The following is a 13858-nucleotide window of genomic DNA, read 5'->3' as shown; positions in this document are numbered from 1 at the left end:
TTTAGCGTGTGATGTCGTTGGCAACGTCGTCCAGCAAGCGCTGCATGGCAAGCGCGGCCAGCTGGATGTCGTCGCGGGTGGTGGATTCGCGGGGGTTGTGGCTGATGCCGGAATTCTGGCCGCGCACGAACAACATGGCCTGAGGCATGACTTCGTGCAGCTTCATGGCGTCGTGGCCTGCGCCGCTAGGCATGCGGTGCAGCGGCACGCCCAGCGCGTCAACGGCGCGTTCCCAGCGCTGTTGCCAGACCGGGTCGCTGGGCGCGGCAGCGGCGCGCATGGTTTCTTCAAGCGCGTAGCGCAGGCCGCGGCGTTGGCAGATGGCGGTAAGCTCGGCCAGCACGTCGTTCACCAAGGCGTCGCGTTGCGGGTCGCTGGGGGCGCGCAAATCCAGGCTGAAACGGCATTCGCCCGGCACGACGTTGATTGAACCGTTGGGCACTTCCAGCATGCCGATCGTGCCGACCGAATCGCCGTCGCGCGCGGCGCGCTGCTCCACATACAACGCCAGTTCGGCGGTGGCGGTGGCCGCATCGCGGCGGCGGTTCATGGGCGTGGTGCCAGCGTGGCAGGCCATGCCGAAGATCTGCGCCTGGTAGCGGACGCTGCCGTTGATGGACGTGACGATGCCCAGCGGCAGGCCCATTTCGAACAGCACGGGGCCTTGTTCGATGTGCACTTCGATAAAGCCCAGATAGCGGGTGGGATCGCGGCGCAGCTTGGGGATGTCGTCAATGCACAGGCCGGCGTGCAACATGGCGTCGCGCATCGTGATGCCTTGCGCGTCTTTCTGGTCCAGCCATTCGGGTTTGAAGTCGCCGATCAAGGCGCCGGAACCCAGGAAGGTGGCGCGGTAACGCTGGCCTTCTTCTTCGGCAAAGCCGATGACCTCTAGGTGATAGGGCAGGCGGCGCCCCTGGCGATGCAGTTCGCGCACGCAGGCCATCGGCACGAAGATGCCCAGCCGGCCGTCGTACTTGCCGCCGTTGCGGACGGTGTCGTAGTGGCTGCCGGTCATTAGTGTGGGGGCGTCGTCGCGGCTGGCGCGGTAGCGGCCGACCACGTTGCCGACGGCGTCGATCTCGACTTCATCGAAGCCGCAGTCTCGCATCCAGTGCGAAATGCGTTGCGCGCAGGCGCGGTGCGCCTCGGTCAGATACGTGACGGTGAGCTGGCCTTTTTCGGCGTAGCCCGGGTCGCTGTGAATGCTGAGCCGTTCCTGCCAGTCCCAGATATCGTTGCCTAGCGTCAGGTCGACACCGAATTTGTCGGCCATGCGGATTTCGACGATGCGGTGAATGTTGCGCAGCGCTTCGCTGATTTCTACGTCCGGCGGGTTGTCGAGCCGGCGGGTGAATTCATCAATGATCTGCTGGCGGTTCAACCCCGTGCCGCGCGCGCCGCGCACAGCCAGGATGAAGGGAAAGCCGAAGCGGGCGTTGTAGTCGGTGTTCAGTTGCTGCAACTGCGCAAGCTCTTCGGGCGAACAATGCGTGAGCCCTGCCTGATCCTGTTCTTGCGTGGATTCGGCGGTGAGGCTGTTGCGCAGCATGGCGCGGCCGGCCAGCTCCGGGTGGGCGCGGATCAGCGCCAGCCGGGCTTCGATATCGGCATCGTCCAGCACCCGGCGCATCTGGTCCTGCAAATGGGCCAGCGACCGGAACGGGCGGGCGGCCAGCGCCTGCCGGGCGATCCAGGGCGAATGCTCGTACAAGCCGTCGAGCATGGCCACGGCGTCATCGGGCGTGGCGGCGTTGAGTTGTTCCAGCGTGTAGGCCATGGTCGGAGCGCTTAGCGGTTGGGAAGGTAGGGGTGGGTGGCTTTCCAGTGCCGGGCGATGTCCAGCCGGCGGCACACCCAGACGCGGTCATGGCTGGCGATGTGATCCAGAAAGCGTTGCAGCGCCGTGATGCGCCCGGGCCGGCCGAGCAGCCGGCAGTGCATGCCGATGCTGAGCATCTTGGGCGCGTCCTCGCCTTCGGCGTACAGCACATCGAAGCTGTCTTTCAGATATTGGAAGAACGGGTCGGCGTGCGAGTACCCCTGGGGCAGCGCGAAGCGCATGTCGTTGCAGTCCAGCGTGTAGGGCACGATCAATTGCGGCACGACGGCGCCGTCCGTCTTTTGCACCTGCATCCAGAAGGGCAGGTCGTCGCCGTAATAATCGCTGTCGTATTCGAAGCCGCCGTAGTCGGCAACAAGCCGGCGCGTGCGCGGGCTGTCGCGGCCGGTGTACCAGCCCAGCGGGCGGCTGCCGGTCAGTTGCGTGATGGCGTCCATGCCCAGTCGCATGTGCTCGCGTTCGGTGGCTTCATCCACGTTCTGGTAGTGCACCCAGCGCCAGCCGTGGCAAGCAATTTCATGGCCCAGTTCGGTGAACGCCGCCGTCAGTTCCGGGTGACGCTGCAAGGCCATGCCCACGCCGAAGACGGTCAGCGGCAGTTGCCGCTTTTCGAATTCGCGCAAGATGCGCCAGACGCCCGTGCGCGACCCGTATTCATAGATGCCTTCCATGCTGAGATGGCGGTCCGGGTAGCTGGCGGGGTTGAACATCTCGGACAGGAATTGTTCGGAGCCGGCATCCCCGTGCAGCAYGGAGTTCTCGCCGCCTTCTTCGTAATTCAGCACGAATTGCACGGCGATTCGGGCGCGGCCCGGCCATTGCGCGTGCGGCGGATTGCGGCCATAACCGACCAGGTCGCGGGGATACGGAAGCGTGGAATCGTAGGTGTTCATGAATGGACGGGCGGATAGCCTGAAAGCGCGGACGTTGATGACCCTGAACTTGAAACCCCGGGCAGAAGCACGATAACGGGGAGTTTCATGATGGGCTAAACAATAGCTGGAAAGCAATTAGCTGTATACAATTTATGTACATCATTAAGGATAACCATAATATCGCCCGGCGGTACGAGGGCATGAGGAGACAAGATTGGGCCTGACCACACACGTACTCGACACCATGCACGGCTGCCCCGCAGCGGGGATGGCCGTTGCGCTTTACGCCACCGAGGGCGCGAGCGCCACGCTGCTTAACCAATTCACGCTGAATGACGACGGCCGCAGCGCCAAACCGTTATTCACCGATCAAGACCTGAAGGTAGGCACGTACCGACTGGTGTTCGATGTGGCCGGCTATTTCAAGGCGCGCGGCGTGGCCTTGCCCGAGCCCAACTTCCTGAATCAGGTCAGCCTGGATTTCGGCGTGGCCCACGCAGACCAGCACTATCACGTGCCGCTGCTTGTCAGCCCCTGGAGCTATTCGACGTATCGCGGCTCATAGGCTGGCACGCAACTCGCTCACCGCTCACGGCTCACCGCTCACCGCTCACCGCGCACAACAGGCAGCGCTTCAGTTTGCATCGCGCGACGTTCCGCTTGCCCGGCCTAGGGTATTCCTGATGCCGAAACGGGCGCTGCCGCATAGCCTTGTGAACAAAACCTGCATACAATTTCGCGGATCTTGATCGCAGCGGTGCATGGCCCCAAGCCTTGTGCGCGATCGTCTTCTGCTTACAGCGCCCGCGGTGGTGAGCAGTGTGGCGGAGCCTTACAGGCCCGCCCGCTGCGGGGGCGTGAATGGAAAGCTACTACCTGGATTGGGTCAATCTGCTGCTGCGTTGGGCCCACATCATTACCGGCATCGCGTGGATCGGCACGTCGTTCTACTTCGTGATGCTGGACAACAGCCTGGAAAAACCGCGCGACGCGGAATCGCTGGACAAAGGCGTAGGCGGCGAGCAATGGGCGGTGCACGGCGGCGGCTTCTACAACATGCAGAAGTACGCGGTGCAACCCAAGAAGCTGCCCGATCATCTGCATTGGTCGTTCTGGGAAAGCTACAGCACATGGCTGACCGGCTTTGCGCTGTTCACCATGTCGTACCTGTGGAACGCCAGCACCTATCTCATTGATCGTTCAAAAATGGACTGGCAGCCCTCGACCGCCGTGGCGGTGGCGCTGGCCTTCTTTGTCGTGTTCTGGATTGTCTACGACGGCATCTGCCGGCTGTTCGGCCGTGGCAAACATGGCGACACCATTGTCGGTGTGTTGATCGCGGTGTTTATTGCGTTGGCGTCGTGGCTGGCCTGCCATTGGTTTGCGGGCCGCGCGGCGTTCCTGCTGGTGGGCGCCATGATGGCCACCACCATGAGCGGCAACGTGTTCTTCTGGATCATTCCCGGTCAAAGGAAGAACGTGGCGGCGATGCGGGCGGGCAAGCCCGTCGACCCGGTCAACGGCCAGCGCGGCAAGCAGCGTAGCGTGCACAACACCTACTTCACGCTGCCGGTGGTGTTCACGATGATGAGCAACCACTACAGCTTTACCTACACCCATCAGTACAACTGGATCGTGCTGCTGCTGATCATGCTGGGCGGCGCGGCGATACGCCAGTTCTTCGTGGTGCGCCATCGTTTCAAGCTGGGCAATGCGCGCAATCCGCTGCCGTATGTGTTGCTGGGTATCGCGGTGCTGGGCCTGACCATCATCTGGATGCGGCCCGCGCCGGTGGCGGCGTCTGCGGCCGTGGCGCCGCCCGCCGACGTCGCGTTCACGCAAGTGCGCCAGGTGTTCGACCAGCGCTGCCTGCTCTGCCACGGCGCGCAGGTGCAGATGAAGAACGTGCGGCTGGATTCCGTGGAGCAGATCGCCACCCACGCGCAAGCCGTCTACCAGCAAGTGGTCGTGTCGAAAATCATGCCAATGGCCAATTCCACCGGCATGACCGACGACGAACGCGCGTTGATCGGCGCCTGGTTCCAGGCGGGAGCCAAGACGAACTGAAGCGGGCAGGGCGGGCCGGTTCAGCGCAAGTCGCCCGCCGGCCAGCCCATGGAACCGAAGCCTTGCGCCGGGTAGCCGTCTTCAGCCGTTGCGGTACAGAAAGCTATAGGCGTTGATCGCCGGCACCCCTCCCAGGTGCGCATACAGAACCTTCGACCCGGCGGGAATTTCGCCGCGGCGGATGATGTCCATCATCCCCTGCATGGACTTCCCCTCGTACACCGGGTCGGTCATCATGCCTTCCAGCCGCGCGCAGGTGCGGATGGCTTCGTTGGTTTCTGCGGATGGCAGGCCATAGGCGGGATAGGCATAGCGCGTGTCCAGCACCACGTCGCTGTCGGCAATGCCTTGTTCCAGCCCGACCATGTCGGCGGTGCGCCGCGCAATACGCAGAATCTGCGCACGCGTTTGATCCGGCGTGGCGGACGCATCGATGCCAATCACGCGGTCGGCGCGGCCATCAGCCGCAAAGCCCACCACCATGCCCGCTTGCGTGCTGCCAGTGACGGCGCACACGACGATGTAGTCGAACTTGAAACCCAGCTCGGCTTCCTGACGCCGCACTTCCTCGGCGAAGCCCACATAGCCCAGCCCGCCCAGTTCGTGGTCGGACGCGCCGGCCGGAATGGCGTAGGGCTTGCCGCCGCGCTTTCTGACGTCTTCCAGCGCTTCTTCCCAGCTGCGCCGAAAGCCGATATCAAAGCCCTGGTCCACCAGCCGCACATCGGCGCCCATCAGGCGGCTCATCATGATGTTGCCGACGCGGTCGTAGACCGCATCCGAATAGTCCACCCAGTTTTCCTGAACCAGCACGCAGGCCAGCCCCAGCTTGGCGGCCACCGCGGCCACCATGCGGGTGTGGTTGGACTGGATGCCGCCGATCGTCACCAGCGTGTCGCAGCCTTGCTCAAGCGCCTGCGGAATCAGGTATTCCAGCTTGCGCAGCTTGTTGCCGCCGAACGCCAGGCCGCTGTTGCAGTCTTCGCGCTTGGCGTAGATCTCGACCTTGCCGCCTAAGTGCGCGGACAGGCGGTTGAGCTTTTCGATGGGGGTGTCGCCAAAGGTCAGGCGATGACGGGGAAAGCGTTGCAGATCCATGCGGACTCCTGAGGGTGACGTTCCGGCCGGCGGGGTGGCGCGGATGGAAAAATCATAGGAATCGCAGCGATATGCGGTCAATTGCGTATTTTTATCCGTTCCGTCATTTAAGGGTTTTAATAATCGTTGCCTGAGAATAAATATTTCGAATATAAAAACAAATACGAAATTAAATTTTTAGGGACGTATCAAATGGCCGCGCTCGCAAGTCTGGACCGCATCGACCGCCACATCTTGCGCGTCTTGCAAGACGATGCGCAGATCACCAATCTGGATCTGAGCACGCGCGTGCATTTGAGTCCGGCCGCGTGCCTGCGGCGCGTTGAAAAATTGAAGGCCGAAGGCGTCATCAAAAAGACGGTCGCGTTGTTGGAACCGGCTGACGTCGACATGGCCACGCTCGTCATCGTGGGCGTGGTGCTGGACCGCTCCACGCCCGAGTCCTTCACCGACTTTGAAGAAGCGGCGCGCGGCATCAGCGGCTGCCTGGAATGCCACTTGGTGGCCGGCGAGTTCGACTACTTTCTGATGCTGCGCATACGGGATCTTGAACGCTTCAACAAGCTGCATGCGGGCGAGATCATCAAGCTGCCTGGCGTGCGCCAGATTCGTACTTTTTTCGTGCTGAAAGAGATCTTGTCGACGACCGCGTTGCCGGTGTGACGCGGCTAATGCGCAACACTCTTCTTTTAGCGGCTAAAAAATGACGCGCTGCGGCATTTTGGATTAACAGAATTTGATGGTGCGTAGACGGCGCAATGTCAGGGGTTGCCAGGACATTCCAAAGCCGCATGGCGGCATTCCGAATCGGCTTTTGCATCACAGAAATGCAGGAAGACGGCCGTAAACTCAAAGGGTTATACTGCTCGGCATACGGCTTTCAAGGCTTGTACGCGCCTTCTGCCCCTGCTATCCGCTTAACGGGAAGCCCGTGCTGCGGAAGGTTTTCCTGCATCGTGTCGAGTGAAGCACTCGTAAAGGTGAAGCGATATGTCTTCGGAAATAGAATCTCTATCCACGTCTTATCTCTTTGGGGGTAACGCCCCGTATGTTGAGGAGCTTTACGAAGCCTACCTCGACAATCCCGGTTCGGTTCCTGATAACTGGCGCGAATATTTCGACCAGTTGCAGCACGCTCCCGCTACCGACGGCCAGGAATCCACTCGCGACCAGGCCCACGCTCCCATCGTCGAATCGTTCGCCCAGCGCGCCAAGGCCAATGCCTTTGTGCAACGTACGGCCGAACCCGATCTGAGCGTCGCCAGCAAGCAAGTGTCGGTGCAATCGCTGATTGCCGCCTACCGTTCGCTGGGTTCGCGCTGGGCCGATCTGGACCCGCTCAAGCGCCAAGAGCGCCCGCCGATCCCGGAACTCGATCCCGCCTTCTACGGCCTGACCGAAGCCGATCTGGATCAAACCTACTCGGCCACCAACACCTACTTCACGACCGCCAGCACCATGACGCTGCGCGACATCCTGAAGGCGCTGCGCGACACGTATTGCCGCAGCATCGGTGCTGAATTCACGCACATCTCCGACCCCGCCGCCAAGCGCTGGATTCAGGAACGCCTGGAAACCACGTTGGGTGCGCCGACCTACTCGGTCGAAGAAAAGCGCCACATCCTGCAGCAGCTGACCGAGTCCGAAGGCCTCGAGCGCTTCCTGCACACCAAGTACGTCGGCCAGAAGCGTTTCTCGCTGGAAGGCGGCGAAAGCTTCATCGCCTCGATGGACGAAGTGGTGAACCACGCCGGTGAAAACGGCGTCCAGGAAATCGTGGTCGGCATGGCCCACCGCGGCCGCCTGAACCTGCTCGTGAACATCATGGGCAAGATGCCTGGCGACCTGTTCGCCGAGTTCGAAGGCAAGCACGCCGAAGGCCTGACCGACGGCGACGTGAAGTACCACAACGGCTTCTCCTCCGACCTGTCCACCCGTGGCGGCCCGGTCCACCTGTCGTTGGCGTTCAACCCGTCTCACCTTGAAATCGTCAACCCCGTGGTCGAAGGCAGCGTGCGCGCTCGCCAGGAACGCCGCGGTGACGCCGAAGGCAAGTCCGTGCTGCCGGTGCTGGTGCACGGCGACGCGGCTTTCGCCGGCCAAGGCGTGGTCATGGAAACCCTGAACCTGGCCCAGACGCGCGGCTACGGTACGGGCGGCACGCTGCACATCGTCATCAACAACCAGATCGGCTTCACGACGTCTGACCCGCGTGACTCGCGTTCGACGCTGTATTGCACCGACGTCGTCAAGATGATCGAAGCCCCGGTGTTCCACGTCAACGGCGACGACCCCGAAGCCGTGGTGTTCGTCACCAAGCTGGCGCTGGACTACCGTCTGCAATTCCGTCACGACATCGTCGTGGACATCGTTTGCTTCCGCAAGCTGGGCCACAACGAGCAAGACACCCCGTCGCTGACGCAGCCCCTGATGTACAAGCGTATCGGCCATCACCCCGGCACGCGCAAGCTGTATGCCGACAAGCTGACCACGCAAGGCGTGCTGGCTGAAGGCGAAGCCGATCAACTGGTCAAGGACTACCGTCAGCTGATGGAAGACGGCCAGCGCACGATCGAACCCGTGCTGACCGACTACAAGAGCAAGTACGCAATCGACTGGTCCCCGTTCCTGGGCGCCAAGTGGACCGACCAGGCCGACACGGCTGTGCCGCTGGCTGAGTTGAAGCGCATCGGCGAACGCATCACGACGGTTCCGGAAGGCTTCACGGTGCACCCGCTGGTCGCCAAGCTGCTGAACGACCGCCGCACGATGGCCAAGGGCGAATTGAACCTGGACTGGGGCATGGGCGAACACCTCGCTTTTGCGACCCTGGTGTCCTCGGGCTACGCCATCCGCATCACCGGCCAGGACTCGGGCCGTGGCACGTTCACGCACCGCCACGCCGTGCTGCACGACCAGAACCGCGAACGCTGGAACGACGGCACCTACATTCCGCTGCAGAACGTGTCGGAAGGCCAGGCCCCGTTCACCGTCATCGACTCCGTGCTGTCCGAAGAGGCGGTGCTGGCCTTTGAATACGGTTACTCCAGCGCTGAACCGAACACGCTGACCATCTGGGAAGGCCAGTTTGGCGACTTCGTCAACGGCGCCCAGGTCGTGATCGATCAGTTCATCAGCTCCGGCGAAGCCAAGTGGGGCCGCCAGTCGGGCCTGACCCTGATGCTGCCGCACGGCTACGAAGGCCAAGGCCCCGAGCACTCGTCGGGCCGCATCGAGCGCTTCCTGCAACTGTGCGCCGACAACAACATGCAAGTGGTCCAGCCGACCTCTGCCTCGCAGATCTTCCACGTTCTGCGCCGCCAGATGATCCGCCCGTTCCGCAAGCCGCTGGTGCTGTTCACGCCGAAGTCGCTGCTGCGTAACAAGGACGCCGGCTCCCCCCTGACCGATCTGGCAGGCGGCAGCTTCCAGCCGGTGATCGGCGAAGTCGACGACACCATCGACGCCAGCAAGGTCAAGCGCGTTCTGGCTTGCTCGGGCAAGGTGTATTACGACTTGGTCAACGCCCGCCGTGAGCGTGGCGCCGACAACGTCGCCATCGTCCGCGTCGAGCAGCTGTACCCGTTTGCGCACAAGTCGTTTGAAACGGAACTGCGCAAGTACCCGAAGGCCACCGAAGTGATCTGGGTTCAGGACGAACCGCAGAACCAAGGCGCCTGGTTCTACGTTCAGCATCACGTGTACGAGAACATGGTGGAAGGCCAGAAGCTGGGCTACGCCGGCCGCGCCGCGTCGGCATCGCCGGCCGTGGGCTACCTGGCCAAGCACCAGGAGCAGCAGAAGGCCCTGATCGAAACGGCTTTCGCGCCCAAGTTCAAGGTCATGTTGACGAAGTAACCCTGACTTGATGCATGCGCCGCGCGCGGCAAGCGTTTTGGAACTCGATTTCGAACCTTGCCGCGCCGCGTGACCAGAACACAAACTTTACGGAACAAACAAAATGGCTATTACCGACGTCGTCGTCCCCCAACTTTCCGAATCCGTTTCCGAAGCGACCCTGCTGACCTGGAAGAAGCAGCCGGGCGCTGCCGTTGAAGCGGACGAAATCCTGATCGAAGTCGAAACCGACAAGGTTGTGCTGGAAGTGCCGGCTCCCGCTTCGGGCGTGCTGGCTGAAATCGTCAAGGGCGATGGCAGCACCGTGACCTCGGGCGAAGTGCTGGCCCGTATCGACACCGCCGCCAAGGCTGCCTCCGCCGCGACCGCTCCCGCCGCTGCCCCCAAGGCCGCTGAACAAGCCGCTGCCGCTCCGGCCGCTGCAGCCCCGGCCTCGTCCGCCGCTGCTGGCGTGGCCTCGCCCGCCGCTGCCAAGATCCTGGCCGAGAAGGGCGTTGACGCCGCTTCCGTGTCGGGCACCGGCCGTGACGGCCGCGTGACCAAGGGCGACGCCCTGGCCGCCAGCGCACCCGCCGCCAAGGCTGCGCCTGCCAAGGCCCCGGCTGCTCCGGCCCCGACCACGCTGTCGCTGGACGGCCGTCCGGAACAGCGCGTGCCGATGAGCCGCCTGCGCGCCCGCATCGCCGAACGCCTGCTGCAATCGCAGCAAGAAAACGCAATCCTGACCACGTTCAACGAAGTGAACATGCAAGCGGTCATCGATCTGCGCAGCAAGTACAAGGACAAGTTCGAAAAGGAACACGGCATCAAGCTGGGTTTCATGTCGTTCTTCGTCAAGGCCGCCGTTGCCGCCCTGAAGAAGTACCCGCTGATCAACGCGTCGATCGACGGCAAGGACATCATCTATCACGGCTACTTCGACATCGGTATCGCTGTCGGCAGCCCGCGTGGCCTGGTGGTGCCGATCCTGCGCAACGCCGACCAGCTGTCCATCGCTGAAATCGAAAAGACCATCGCTGACTTCGGCCGCCGCGCCGCTGACGGCAAGCTGGGCATTGAAGAAATGACCGGCGGCACGTTCTCGATCTCCAACGGTGGCGTGTTCGGTTCGATGCTGTCGACCCCGATCATCAACCCGCCGCAATCGGCCATCCTGGGCGTGCACGCCACCAAGGATCGCGCTGTTGTCGAAAACGGCCAGATCGTCATCCGCCCGATGAACTACCTGGCGCTGTCCTACGACCACCGCATCATCGACGGCCGCGAAGCCGTGCTGGGCCTGGTCGCCATGAAGGACGCCCTGGAAGATCCGCAGCGCCTGTTGCTGGACCTGTAATCTCGACGCTCCGCGCGGCGCCGCACCGGGCCTTCCGGATCGCGGCGCCCCGGCCGGCCCACGGCTGGCCTCCGGCTCGCAAACACCGGGCGGGGCGTGTTCCACCCCACACTCATTCGCGAGAACACTATGTCCAAACAATTTGACGTCGTCGTGATCGGCGCAGGCCCTGGCGGCTACATCGCCGCCATTCGCGCAGCGCAACTCGGCATGTCGGTCGCTTGCATCGACGCCTGGCAGAACGGCCAAGGCGGCCCGGCTCCTGGCGGTACGTGCACCAACGTCGGTTGCATCCCGTCCAAGGCGCTGCTGCAATCGTCCGAGCACTTCGAACAAGCCAACCACCACTTCGCCGAGCACGGCATCGAAGTCAAGGGCGTGAGCCTGAAGCTCGATACGCTGATCGGCCGCAAGAACACGGTGGTCAAGCAAAACAACGACGGCATCCTGTACCTGTTCAAGAAGAACAAGGTCACGTTCTTCCACGGCAAGGGCCAGTTCAGCGGCCAAGTGGAAGGCGGCTGGGCCATCAAGGTCACCGGCACCGCCGAAGAAGACCTGGTTGCCAAGCACGTCGTGGTGGCAACGGGTTCGTCGGCGCGTGAATTGCCCGGCCTGCCGTTTGACGAAAAGGTCGTGCTGTCCAACGACGGCGCACTGAACATCGGCGCCGTGCCGAAGACGCTGGGCGTGATCGGCGCTGGCGTGATCGGCCTGGAAATGGGCAGCGTGTGGCGCCGCCTGGGTTCGGAAGTCACGATCCTGGAAGCCATGCCGGAATTCCTGGCTGCTGCCGACGGCCAAGTGGCCAAGGAAGCGCTGAAGGCGTTCACCAAGCAAGGCCTGAACATCCAGATGGGTGTGAAGATCGGCGAGATCAAGGCCACCGCCAAGTCGGTGACCGTGCCCTACGTCGACGCCAAGGGCGCCGAGCAGAAGCTGGTGGTCGACAAGCTGATCGTCTCGATCGGCCGCGTGCCTTACACCGGCGGCCTGAACGCCGACGCCGTGGGCCTGAAGCTGGACGAACGCGGCTTCGTGGCCGTGGACGGCGATTGCAAGACCAACCTGCCGAACGTCTGGGCAGTGGGTGACGTGGTGCGCGGCCCGATGCTGGCGCACAAGGCCGAAGAAGAAGGTGTGGCGGTTGCCGAGCGCATCGCCGGCCAGCATGGCCACGTCAACTTCGACACCGTGCCGTGGGTCATCTACACGTCGCCGGAAATCGCCTGGGTCGGCAAGACCGAACAGCAGCTCAAGGCCGAAGGCCGCGAGTACAAGGCTGGCAGCTTCCCGTTCCTGGCCAACGGCCGCGCTCGCGCGCTGGGCGACACCACGGGCTTTGCCAAGGTGATCGCTGACGCCAAGACCGACGAAGTGTTGGGCGTGCACATTGTGGGCCCGATGGCCTCGGAGCTGATCTCGGAAGCCGTGACCATCATGGAATTCCGTGGCGCCGCTGAAGACATCGCCCGCATCTGCCACGCGCACCCGACGCTGTCGGAAGCCGTGAAGGAAGCCGCTCTGGCCGTGGACAAGCGCGCGCTGAACTTCTAAGCGTCCTTGACCTGAGCTAGACAGGGGGCGGGTTCAAGGACCCGCCCTTTTTTCATTTTGGTTGGTTGAGCTAAGCCCCATGAACGTCCGCGAATACTACGAACACGCCCTGGCCGAACGTGGCTACAAGCCCGATGCCGCGCAAAAGCTGGCCATCGACCGCTTGCAGCGCTATTACGACGAATGGGTCAAGTTCAAGTCGATGCGCTCGAACGCGCTGAAGAAGCTGCTGAATCGGCCCGACGTGCCGCGCGGCGTGTATCTGTGGGGCGGGGTGGGGCGCGGCAAGAGCTTCCTGATGGATGCCTTCTACGCGACCGTGCCGGTGGTGCGCAAGACGCGTCTGCACTTTCACGAATTCATGCGCGGCGTGCATCGCGAGCTGGAAGAAGTGAAGGGCATGCAAGATCCGCTGGACGAAGTGGCCAAGCGGGTCGCCAAGCGCTACCGCCTGATCTGCTTTGACGAATTCCACGTGTCGGATGTGGCCGACGCGATGATCCTGCACCGCTTGCTGCTCAAGCTGTTCGAATACGGCACGTCGTTTGTGATGACGTCCAACTACGAGCCGTCCACGCTCTACACCGATGGCCTGCACCGCGACCGCGTGCTGCCCGCCATTGCGCTGATCCAGTCGCGCATGGACGTCATGAACGTGGATGCCGGCGTGGATTACCGCCGCCGTTCGCTTGAGCAAGTGCAGTGCTTTCACACGCCGCTGGACGAGCACGCGCAGGCCGCGTTGCAAAAGGCGTTCGACAGCCTGGCCGACACGCCGCCGCAAGACCCGGTGCTGCATATCGAGCATCGCGAGATTCGCGCGCTGGCCTTGGCGGGGGCCGTGGTGTGGTTTGATTTCGCAACGCTTTGCGGCGGCCCGCGTTCGCAGAACGACTATCTGGAACTGGCCAACCGCTTCCACGCCGTGATCCTGTCTGGCGTGCCGAAGATGGGGCCGCGCCAGGCTTCCGAAGCGCGCCGCTTCACGTGGCTGATCGACGTGTTCTACGACCACCGCGTGAAGCTCATCATGTCGGCCGAGTGCGAGCCGGAAGAGCTCTACACCGAAGGCGCGCTGGCCAATGAATTCCATCGCACCGTGTCGCGCATTCTTGAAATGCAGTCGCGCGAATACTTGGAATCGGAACGCCGCCTGACCGCGACGTTGTAGTAATGCCGCATCCGGCCCCTGTTACACGGGGCCGGCGTGCATAAGATTGGTAA

At 62.9% G+C, this 13858-nt stretch carries 10 protein-coding genes; 7 read left to right on the top strand and 3 right to left on the bottom strand.

All coding sequences use genetic code 11. The features are described from left to right. Position 1: 1 nt before the first annotated feature. Positions 2-1780, bottom strand: coding sequence for a 2-oxo-4-hydroxy-4-carboxy-5-ureidoimidazoline decarboxylase (gene uraD / locus AC1DSJ_RS13165; RefSeq protein WP_441370653.1), 1779 nt, complete (start codon positions 1778-1780; stop codon positions 2-4). Positions 1781-1791: 11 nt separating this feature from the next. Continuing rightward, a complete protein-coding gene (gene puuE / locus AC1DSJ_RS13160; RefSeq protein ID WP_476760318.1) occupies positions 1792-2736 on the bottom strand; it encodes an allantoinase PuuE in 945 nt (314 codons plus the stop codon). Positions 2737-2932: 196 nt separating this feature from the next. On the opposite strand from puuE, the gene uraH reads away from it, so the two are divergent. Together uraH and AC1DSJ_RS13150 are read left to right on the top strand one after the other, a co-directional pair. Then, positions 2933-3283 (top strand): hydroxyisourate hydrolase, encoded by a 351-nt coding sequence (gene uraH, locus AC1DSJ_RS13155; protein WP_054423877.1) that lies wholly within the window; start codon positions 2933-2935, stop codon positions 3281-3283. Positions 3284-3579: 296 nt separating this feature from the next. Then, entirely contained in the window at positions 3580-4785 is a 1206-nt protein-coding gene (locus AC1DSJ_RS13150; RefSeq protein ID WP_175169640.1) for a urate hydroxylase PuuD, read from the top strand. Between the two features lie 81 nt (positions 4786-4866). On the opposite strand, the gene AC1DSJ_RS13145 is transcribed toward AC1DSJ_RS13150, so the two are convergent. After that, positions 4867-5883: a 1-aminocyclopropane-1-carboxylate deaminase gene (locus tag AC1DSJ_RS13145; RefSeq protein ID WP_346552305.1), complete on the bottom strand. Its 1017-nt coding sequence runs from the start codon at positions 5881-5883 to the stop codon at positions 4867-4869. Positions 5884-6075: 192 nt separating this feature from the next. Here AC1DSJ_RS13145 and AC1DSJ_RS13140 point away from each other — a divergent pair, with 192 nt between their 5' ends. The 5 genes from AC1DSJ_RS13140 to zapE all read left to right on the top strand — a co-directional run bounded on the left by AC1DSJ_RS13140 (position 6076) and on the right by zapE (position 13805). Further along, a complete protein-coding gene (locus AC1DSJ_RS13140; protein ID WP_054423870.1) occupies positions 6076-6546 on the top strand; it encodes an Lrp/AsnC family transcriptional regulator in 471 nt (156 codons plus the stop codon). A gap of 327 nt (positions 6547-6873) precedes the next feature. Then, a complete protein-coding gene (locus AC1DSJ_RS13135) occupies positions 6874-9741 on the top strand; it encodes a 2-oxoglutarate dehydrogenase E1 component (protein WP_054423868.1) in 2868 nt (955 codons plus the stop codon). Positions 9742-9844: 103 nt separating this feature from the next. After that, positions 9845-11077 (top strand): 2-oxoglutarate dehydrogenase complex dihydrolipoyllysine-residue succinyltransferase, encoded by a 1233-nt coding sequence (gene odhB / locus AC1DSJ_RS13130; RefSeq protein ID WP_054423866.1) that lies wholly within the window; start codon positions 9845-9847, stop codon positions 11075-11077. Positions 11078-11206: 129 nt separating this feature from the next. Next, complete coding sequence (gene lpdA / locus AC1DSJ_RS13125; RefSeq protein WP_054423864.1) at positions 11207-12634, top strand: dihydrolipoyl dehydrogenase; 1428 nt, start codon at positions 11207-11209, stop codon at positions 12632-12634. A 79-nt stretch (positions 12635-12713) separates the two neighbouring features. Further along, entirely contained in the window at positions 12714-13805 is a 1092-nt protein-coding gene (gene zapE, locus AC1DSJ_RS13120; RefSeq protein ID WP_054423862.1) for a cell division protein ZapE, read from the top strand. The last annotated feature ends 53 nt before the right edge of the window (positions 13806-13858 follow it).

This window comes from Achromobacter sp. 01N37, from assembly GCF_056399725.1.
Note: the sequence above shows the minus strand (reverse complement) of the source record. Positions and strands in the feature narration are given on the sequence as shown.

Bases quoted from the DNA above. Each gene is read 5' to 3' on its own strand.
- AC1DSJ_RS13145 (WP_346552305.1), bottom strand. From the start codon at position 5,883: ATGGATCTGCAACGCTTTCCCCGTCATCGCCTGACCTTTGGCGACACC.
- uraD (WP_441370653.1), bottom strand. From the start codon at position 1,780: ATGGCCTACACGCTGGAACAACTCAACGCCGCCACGCCCGATGACGCC.
- AC1DSJ_RS13135 (WP_054423868.1), top strand. From the start codon at position 6,874: ATGTCTTCGGAAATAGAATCTCTATCCACGTCTTATCTCTTTGGGGGT.
- AC1DSJ_RS13140 (WP_054423870.1), top strand. From the start codon at position 6,076: ATGGCCGCGCTCGCAAGTCTGGACCGCATCGACCGCCACATCTTGCGC.
- odhB (WP_054423866.1), top strand. From the start codon at position 9,845: ATGGCTATTACCGACGTCGTCGTCCCCCAACTTTCCGAATCCGTTTCC.
- AC1DSJ_RS13150 (WP_175169640.1), top strand. From the start codon at position 3,580: ATGGAAAGCTACTACCTGGATTGGGTCAATCTGCTGCTGCGTTGGGCC.
- lpdA (WP_054423864.1), top strand. From the start codon at position 11,207: ATGTCCAAACAATTTGACGTCGTCGTGATCGGCGCAGGCCCTGGCGGC.
- zapE (WP_054423862.1), top strand. From the start codon at position 12,714: ATGAACGTCCGCGAATACTACGAACACGCCCTGGCCGAACGTGGCTAC.